The sequence below is a fragment of the Catenovulum sp. 2E275 genome, from assembly GCF_025515275.1.
Taxonomy (GTDB): domain Bacteria; phylum Pseudomonadota; class Gammaproteobacteria; order Enterobacterales; family Alteromonadaceae; genus Catenovulum.
In genome coordinates this window covers 1-8283 of the sequence record NZ_JAOPFU010000079.1, presented here as the reverse complement: position 1 = coordinate 8283, position 8283 = coordinate 1, and the positions used below count along the sequence as shown (strand labels likewise).

The 8283-nt window shown below is 37.9% G+C and carries 7 protein-coding genes and 1 pseudogene; 7 read left to right on the top strand and 1 reads right to left on the bottom strand.

Features of this window, described 5'->3' with window-relative positions; all coding sequences use genetic code 11:
* The first annotated feature begins 225 nt into the window (after positions 1-225).
* The 7 genes and pseudogenes from N7931_RS18770 (at position 226) to N7931_RS18740 (ending at position 7227) form a co-directional block, all read left to right on the top strand.
* A complete protein-coding gene (locus N7931_RS18770) occupies positions 226-1143 on the top strand; it encodes a DNA replication terminus site-binding protein (RefSeq protein WP_262795877.1) in 918 nt (305 codons plus the stop codon).
* 80 nt (positions 1144-1223) lie between these two features.
* Positions 1224-1829 carry a hypothetical protein gene (locus tag N7931_RS18765; RefSeq protein WP_262795876.1) on the top strand — a complete coding sequence of 202 codons (606 nt, stop codon included), beginning with the start codon at positions 1224-1226 and terminating at the stop codon, positions 1827-1829.
* 145 nt (positions 1830-1974) lie between these two features.
* Positions 1975-3045: an efflux RND transporter periplasmic adaptor subunit gene (locus N7931_RS18760; RefSeq protein WP_262795875.1), complete on the top strand. Its 1071-nt coding sequence runs from the start codon at positions 1975-1977 to the stop codon at positions 3043-3045.
* Complete coding sequence (locus tag N7931_RS18755; RefSeq protein ID WP_262795874.1) at positions 3045-6158, top strand: efflux RND transporter permease subunit; 3114 nt, start codon at positions 3045-3047, stop codon at positions 6156-6158. Before N7931_RS18760 ends, N7931_RS18755 begins: the two co-directional genes overlap by 1 nt.
* A 245-nt stretch (positions 6159-6403) precedes the next feature.
* Positions 6404-6602: pseudogene (locus N7931_RS18750) on the top strand (IS5/IS1182 family transposase); the annotation flags it as partial.
* A 108-nt stretch (positions 6603-6710) separates the two neighbouring features.
* A complete protein-coding gene (locus tag N7931_RS18745; RefSeq protein ID WP_005526636.1) occupies positions 6711-6965 on the top strand; it encodes a type II toxin-antitoxin system Phd/YefM family antitoxin in 255 nt (84 codons plus the stop codon).
* Positions 6958-7227 carry a Txe/YoeB family addiction module toxin gene (locus N7931_RS18740; protein ID WP_262795873.1) on the top strand — a complete coding sequence of 90 codons (270 nt, stop codon included), beginning with the start codon at positions 6958-6960 and terminating at the stop codon, positions 7225-7227. Before N7931_RS18745 ends, N7931_RS18740 begins: the two co-directional genes overlap by 8 nt.
* Positions 7228-8085: 858 nt before the next feature.
* Here N7931_RS18740 and N7931_RS18735 read toward each other — a convergent pair.
* A partial coding sequence (locus tag N7931_RS18735; RefSeq protein WP_262795872.1) for an EAL domain-containing protein occupies positions 8086-8283 on the bottom strand: 198 nt, incomplete at its 5' end.

Sequence of the window (8283 nt, the reverse complement as noted above, 5' to 3'; positions counted from 1 at the left end):
GGACAGGCCGTGGTGGTGATACAGCATCAACTACCTATAATGTGTAGATTGATATGATTTGTCACAGGTTTGGAGAAATCCAACCGGTTAGCAAACCTGTTAAGTCAAAGTGAAAATCGCAAAGCGGATGAGTGAAAACTTATCCGCTTTTTTATTTGTATTTGTTTATATTTATGAAATATAATCCCAACACGCAATTTTTAATGTAAAACCAGTGCTGGCAAGATGAGTGTAAAAACAGAACATATAGTTGAATGCAAACAACAATTTAATCAGTTAAAAGGGCTGATTGAGCTGTTAAATTTAACGCTTGAAGAAAATAGTCAATTTGTTCAGGCGCATTGTTATCAAATCGGACAATTAAATCCGGCTAATAAAACTTCACCTATATTACAAGCAGGGGAGTTAGAGCTTGCGCAGCAGGCTTATCTTCACTTTAAGTTAGATGCCGGTGATGTTGTTAAATATGTTGTCCGATACCCTGGAATTATTTCGATAAATCAGTTAGATACATTTGAAAAGTTGGATAGTCAACTTATCCAGATCAACTTAATTAAAGCTCAGCTTAGCGAGTTTATCAGCAGGCATGGTAAACCAGCTGAATTTAAAACAGCAAAAGGTGATCTGCAATATGTCCGTAATGATTTAATTTATCATGCGCTACCAATGGTTAATCATGGCATGTTAAAACGCCAGATCACCCGTTATTGCGAACCTATGGATAATGCCAGTTTTGGTTGGAATATAGATTTTAACCATGAAAGCATAACGGATATAGAAGCTTACAAAAACAAACTGCACGGGCGTTTAATGAATCCGCCTAGTTTAGTTACTTTATCTGAGTGGCAAAAAAGCATTGATAGTGTGATTAATAAAATAGACAGATTAGTCAATGATGGGATTCAACTTAAAATTATTCGGCCAAAGCCCGTTGAGCCAAAAATGTATGTCTCGTTTGCAGACAATAAAAAAACCATTCGTCCTAAATTACCTGTCATTGCGTATGCACCAGATGGCCATGTTAAGTTGAAAAAAATATTAAATGAGCCAAAGCCACACCCAATAGTATTAACTAAAAGTGGTAAATATGAATATGAAAAGCTGAGTCCTTATTTGTATTTATATGCATGCAGAATAAAATAAATTCTGTTATTTTATTTATAAGTAGAATAAATCCACGTTAGAATTTAATTTATTAAAAAGTCACATACGATATAAATAACATGAAAAATAAATCCGAAGAAAATTCAGAATACTGGCCGCAGTTTGTTTCGCTCATTACGACAGAAACAAAATATTTAGATTATTTTCCGGATCACGGTTTTATTACCCAAGTACCATCAAAAGAGCAGGTAATGATTTGGTTAAATCAGGATTATAAAGCGGCGTTAAAACAGCTTAAACCGCTCATGTTACCTAACCAACATAAAAGGCTGGCATCAAAATATGCGAATTACAAATATAATAAAAAAAATCAGCGTAGTACCTTTACCATTAATGAAGTCACCATTGCCAGACTCTCTAAATTACTCAAATTGCATGGCTTAGATAATTATAATGAGTTGATTGAATATTTGACTCAACCGGATCAAAGCACACAAGATATTTTAAAAGCATTTGCTAATGAGTCTCCCGAATCTGGTTTAACACTACATGACTCATTTAAAGTATTCCAAAAAAAGCTTTATGCTGAGCAACAAAATTTAATTCAGTCGATGTTAAAAGATACTTATATGCAAGCCTGGAAAGACAGCAAAAAATCTTCAACAAAATCAACAGAAGAAATGCAAAATAAAATGGATGAATATTTAAATTGGTTAAATGTTTAGCCTCCAGATAATTAGTTAATGATAATTATTCTTATTTTGTTCATTTAAATTCATTTTTTGTTACTATAGACGGGTTTATCAATCTGCTGTCGAATTTATTGGCTGTTCAATATGTTCGTTAGCCTTTTATTGGAAATGGCCTTCTATGAAAAACTCACCTTTTTTGCTCCTTATCGGTTTATTACTGTTTTCGTTTCGTTTATATGCAGAGACAAGCGTTAATGTGGTAATCGCAGAGGTTAAAGAAAAAGAGAATACCCGCAATTTAACCTTAACCGGTACGATAAAAGCGGCGGAACATGCTGATTTATCCAGTTTAACCGATGGCATTATCACAAAATTATATGTAGAAACCGGCCAATTTGTGAATAAAGGTGACATTTTATTAGAGTTAGATGCCAAATTAGCTACAGCTCAATTGCATTCAATAAAAGCAGAGCAAACTCAGGCAAAAATTGAATTTGATGAAGCAAAAAGGCGACTAGATGAAGCTAAGTCACTCACTGAAAAGCAATTATTTGCTCAAACCGAATTAGCTGAGCGCTCCGCCAGAGTTTCAATTACTCAGGCCAATTTAGCTAAAGTAAATGCAAATTATGAATATCAAACTGAGCTGGTTAACCGCCATCAGTTAAAAGCGCCATTTAGCGGCACCATTGTCGCGCGTCAGGTAGATGTAGGTGAATGGATTAACCGTGGTCAGCAAACCTTTGAGTTAGTTAATTTACAAAACTTATGGTTAGATTTATTTGTGCCACAAGAATATTTTGCCGCAATTGATAATCAAAAATTAGTTAAAGTGGCTGCCGATAGCAAAAATGCTTCAGAAATAAGCGCTAAAATTTTAACCAAAGTACCGTTAATTAACACAGATAGCCGTAGCTTTTTAGTCCGCTTAGCGTTAGAAAATAACGATAATATTCAAGTAGGTTTATCTGCCAGAGCATTTATTCCGCTTAAAAACAGTCAACAAAATGTATTAACTATTCCAAGCGATGCTTTATTAAGGCATCCAGATGGCGGTTTTAGTGTTTTTGTTGCCGTTGATAATAAAGCTATCCGTAAATCTGTACAAATTGGTGAAAGAGTCGGTGAGCAAATCGAAATTTTAACCGGACTTGAGCTGACTGATAAAGTGATAACCCAAGGAAATGAACTGCTTAAAGATAACCAAGCCATTCAAGTAAACAATCCAGATTTAGCGGGTAATCCATAATGTTGGCCGGTTCAGTTAAACACGCAATTTTGGTTGCGGTTGTGGTACTTATTGCCTGTATTTTAGGCATAGCAGCAGCGCTAAAAATTCCGGTACAAATGATCCCTGATCTTGAAGTAAGAACCATTTCAGTTGTTACCCAATGGCCAGGTGCAACACCGCAAGATGTTGAAAAAGAAATATTAATAGAGCAGGAAAGGTATTTACGCGCATTGCCTAACTTGCAAAGAATGTCGAGTTTTGCAAATACCGGACAAGCTGAAATTGAGCTTGAATTTCCATTTGGAGTGGATGTTAACGAAGCGCTAATCAATGTCAGTAATGCGCTTTCACAAGTGCCTAATTACCCCGAAAATGTAGACCAGCCAATCCTGTACAGCAACTCGTTTTCGAGCAATGCGTTTATGTATTTCAGTTTAAAACCTTTGTCAGGCAATCCGCTTAATTTAGATATAGATATGCTGCGTGATTATGCCGAAGATTATATTCGCCCTGAAATGGAAAGAGTCGCTGGTGTATCACAAATTGGGGTACGTGGCGGTGCACTCAGACAAGTGCAAATTTTAGTCGATCAGCAAAAATTGGTAAGCCGCGGTTTAGGTTTAACCGATGTCAGAGATGCAATCAGAGCGCGTAACCGAGATGCCTCTGCCGGTGATATTGACAGTGGTAAACGCAGATATTTATTGCGAATGGTTGGTCGGTTTGATTCGGCTAAAGCGTTAGAAGATTTAGTGATTGCCCAGCGAGAAGGCACAACCATTAAATTAAAAGATGTGGCTGATATTGAGTTGGATCATTATGAAATCAGAAACATCAGTTATAACGAAGGCCAGCGTAATTTAATGCTAACCGTGCAGCGCGAAAGCGGCTCTAATGTTATCGCAATAAAACAAGAAATGATGCAGGTTGTCGAGCGTATTAACCAGCAGTTATTGTTGGATAATGGTTTGCAAATGACTTTGCTGAGTGACGATGTGCGCTATGTGCAAGGCTCAATAAAAAATGTGTGGATTAATTTAGGTTTGGGCGCCTTGCTTGCCACTTTGGTGATGTTCTGGTTTTTAAAAAGTCCGCGCTCAACCCTTATTGGTGTATTGGGTGTACCCATTTGTACCATAGCTGCGTTTTTAGGTTTGTTATTATTTAACCGCACGATTAATGTGATTTCACTGGCGGGCGTTGCGTTTGCAATAGGGATGACAGTGGACAATACCATAGTGGTATTAGAAAACATTAATCAGGCCAGACGCAGAGGTTTAGATAAAATATCAGCCGCGATTACCGGCGTGCAGGAAGTTTGGCCTGCGGTTTTAGCCTCTACTTTAACCACCATTTTAGTATTTGCGCCGATTTTATTTATCGAGCAAGAAGCAGGGCAATTATATTCTGACATCGCGATTGCTATCTCGGCTGCTATTATTGCGTCTATGCTGGTTGCATTATTTGTGGTGCCGGCTGCCAGTGCCCGTTTTGCCTGCGAGTTAAAATCAGATAAAGAAGATATTCAACTCCCCAAACTCTTTATAAAATTATTATCTGCTCGCCAAAGTAGAGTGATTACCTTGGTGCTATCTGTTGTTATTTTATTAGGTGGTGCTTGGTTATTTATGCCAAAAGCAGAATATTTACCAGAGGGTGAAGAGCCAAAAGCATTTTCGATGATGATAGCACCGCCCGGTTATAATTTAAGCCACATGGAAAAAATAGGCGATGAGTTAATTCCTTACTTTAATGCGCATTTAAATGCCGATCCCGCGGCATTTGAACGCGGTGAAACAGACTTACCGCCGCTTAAATATTATTCGATTTCAATTGGCGTTGGCCAAATCTGGTTTTTAAGTGAACCGGTTGATAATCAACATATAAATGCAATGATGGAAGCCATTACTGAAAAATTTAAAAGCTATCCGGGAATGCGCGCATTTTCATCCAGAGGTTCAATTATCAGCAGTAACGATGGCGGAACTCGTGCGGTGGCAATTGATATAAGTGGTGCTAATCAGGCCGATTTATATCAAGCCGCAGACGCAATTTACCGTTTAGCGAGTGAAGTTTTTGATGATCCTCAAGTTAATTCTCAGCCATCTTCACTTACGCTAGATCAGCCATTAATTGAGATCCAACCAAGATGGCAAAGATTAGCCGAAGTTGGCATGGCAGCGGACGAACTAGGTTATACCATAGCTGCGCTGAGCGATGGCGCTTATGTTGATGAGCTGATTATTGAAGACGATAAAGTGGATGTGTTTTTATTTTCATCTGCTGGTAATCAGCAAGATTTGGCTAAGCTAGCACAAGCCCCGATTTTAACTGAAAAAGGATTAGTGCCATTAAGTTCATTAGCCGATTTAATTGAAAAATCAGACAGTGATAGTTTGCGCAGAATAGACGGTAAACGAACAGTCACAGTGTATATTATTCCACCACGCGAAGTTGCACTTGAGCAGGCTCAGCAAATGGTGAGAGAGCAGTTATTAACTCAATTACGTGAGCAGGGCGATTTAAAACAAGGGGTTAATATTAGTATTGGCGGCGCAGCCGACCAGCTTGAACAAACTAAAAATGCGCTGTCGTACAATTTTATCATCGCGATTATTTTGTGTTATTTATTACTGGTTGCAATTTTTAAACACTGGGGTTATCCGCTATTTATTTTAGCTACCGTACCGCTAGGTATGGCGGGCGGTTTATTAGGCTTAGTTACCATTAATGGCACTGGCAGTATAATGCAAATGTTAGGTTTGGCTGGTTTTCATCAACCGTTTGATATGATAACCATGCTCGGCTTTTTAATTTTACTTGGCACAGTGGTCAACAATCCGATTTTGATTGTGGATCAAAGTAGACGAAACTTAGAATCCGGCATGACAGATATAAAAGCCGCGGTTGTACAAGCCGTTCAAACTCGGCTAAAACCCATTATTATGTCAACTGTGACAACTTTATGTGGGCTTGCTCCACTGGTGTTTATTCCCGGTGAAGGATCGGAGTTATATCGGGGTGTGGGTATTATTGTACTGTGTGGTATTGCCTTATCGACCTTAATTAGCATTACCACTTTACCCGCTTTATTGGTGACCTTTTTAAAATTACCGAAAAATCAGGATTAAAGATTTAAGATTTTGCCCAGCGAGCCTGTTTACCTGTAAAAACAGGCTCAGCGGGTAAAAACACGGTTTAACACGCATTTAAAAATATAAAATTAAAACCTACAGAAGTAATAGGAAGATATTTCAAATAATGTCGAGTTTTTAATCCGTGGTCTCGAACTGTTTTAAATAAACTTTTTGTGGCTTTGTTTCTTAAATCGATAAAACAAATCTGTAGCTAGTGATCAGATCGGGAGCATTCACAAATCCACCGTGCCAAGCCTCGCTATAAAACAACCAACATGGAAAAGTACATTGATTAACCGTGACTCATTGACCTTCTGGATTGATGAGGAAGTGATCGCTACTTGGAAAGCTACAACAGAACCAAACAAAAAAAGTCGGCTACTGCACTTTATAGCGGTTTTTTCTATGTCACAGCGGGCACTGCAAGGGTTTATCAATGATAGTAAGCCTGTTGTTTCTTGATTAATATTTTTATGTTCAACTCACTGTACAAGTTGGTTGACAAAGACTATACTTGTTCCATTAATTGTACATGTTGAGGTTCTTATGAGAATCGTATCTTTTACTGAAGCTAGAAATGGTCTCAAAGCTGTTTTGGATGGTGTCGTTAATGACGCTGATACAACAGTTATTACCCGCCGTGACTCTGAAGATGCTGTAGTTATGTCTTTGGATTACTACAATAGCCTTATGGAGACAGTTCACTTACTACGCTCTCCTCAAAACGCTGAACACTTAAACCGTTCGATTGCACAGTACCGTGCTGGTAAAACAACAGCACGAGAATTAATTGATGAGTAGTAGTCAACGTATACTGGCTTGGACTGATGACGCATGGGATGACTACCTGTATTGGCAAACTCAAGATAAGAAAACACTCAAGCGCATCAACAAACTCATCAATGATGTTAAGCGCTCACCATTTGATGGCATCGGAAAACCAGAGGCGTTAAAAGAGAACTTAACTGGTTTTTGGTCTCGTCGTATTGATGACACAAACCGGCTTGTTTACGCAGTCGATGAGCAAGCGATAACGATAATTTCGTGTCGTTACCACTACTAAATCAGGCTCAAGGACTGGCATCCAACAAAGTATTTAAGGGGGCTAGATTTGGCTACCCACCAGTTGATCGTGACGAGGTGTACAAAAAGATCTTCGAACGAGCTGAAAATTTTAAGAATAATAGGGCTGCGTAATTTAATGCAGAAATACCAGCAGTTACTTTAAGGTGCAAATGGAACTTAACATAAGGGTGTTTGACTGTTTTTGGATAAATTCATCAACATACTAGCCTTAACATTATGATATTAATATCTTTTATATGTATTAATTTCGTATTTTGAATGTTTCGTCGATTCCATTTAAAACCTTTTATGTACAAAAAATATCTGGTCATCAATTTCAAAAATGAGCGAAAAGCGGACCTTAGTTAGCTTTTCGCTAAATGTCGGCTCTCAGGCTCAAAGCAGACACCGGCTATTCGAAGATTAAAGACTTCAGTACGCCTGAGAGCATAGCTAAATTTAGAACTTATAATGCTCAGCTGTTTTTAAATCATTGTGAGTAAGCACCTCTAAACTGAATATAGATTGGATATCAATCCCTATGGAGTTTGCTTTGTCTGGCTTAGTCAAAACATGAATACAAAGGTACTAATCATTGCTAAAGAACAGTTAACTGTTAACACAAAAATGGCTGATGGAGTTTTTATTGATATCAAAAACTTGATAGTCAGGGCCAATACATCTGAGCGCGTCAAATTCGCTTGGTAGTTATAAGTTTGCGAATCTAATTGTAAGCTGCATGATTTCTACTAACGAATGCTGTTTAAAATGGGAGATTACACAGAGTTGTTTTAAATGAACGAGGCTTTCCAAATAAATATCCCTGAAACCGAGTACAGCCCAGTTGAATTAACATCTAAAACTGTTCTTCCGTTTCAATACCCTTTGCGACAGGCAATAAATCAAGGTTTTTCGCCAAATCGATGGTACTTTTAACTAACTTAACATGTACTTCAGACTCGGAAACACAGTTAACGAAACAACGATCAATTTTTATTGCATAAGCTGATAGTTCAATCAGTTGTGACAATGAGGAATGACCAGTCCCAAAATC

Coding starts and splice junctions, on each gene's coding strand:
- N7931_RS18770 (WP_262795877.1), top strand. CDS start 226: ATGAGTGTAAAAACAGAACATATAGTTGAATGCAAACAACAATTTAAT.
- N7931_RS18765 (WP_262795876.1), top strand. CDS start 1,224: ATGAAAAATAAATCCGAAGAAAATTCAGAATACTGGCCGCAGTTTGTT.
- N7931_RS18760 (WP_262795875.1), top strand. CDS start 1,975: ATGAAAAACTCACCTTTTTTGCTCCTTATCGGTTTATTACTGTTTTCG.
- N7931_RS18755 (WP_262795874.1), top strand. CDS start 3,045: ATGTTGGCCGGTTCAGTTAAACACGCAATTTTGGTTGCGGTTGTGGTA.
- N7931_RS18745 (WP_005526636.1), top strand. CDS start 6,711: ATGAGAATCGTATCTTTTACTGAAGCTAGAAATGGTCTCAAAGCTGTT.
- N7931_RS18740 (WP_262795873.1), top strand. CDS start 6,958: ATGAGTAGTAGTCAACGTATACTGGCTTGGACTGATGACGCATGGGAT.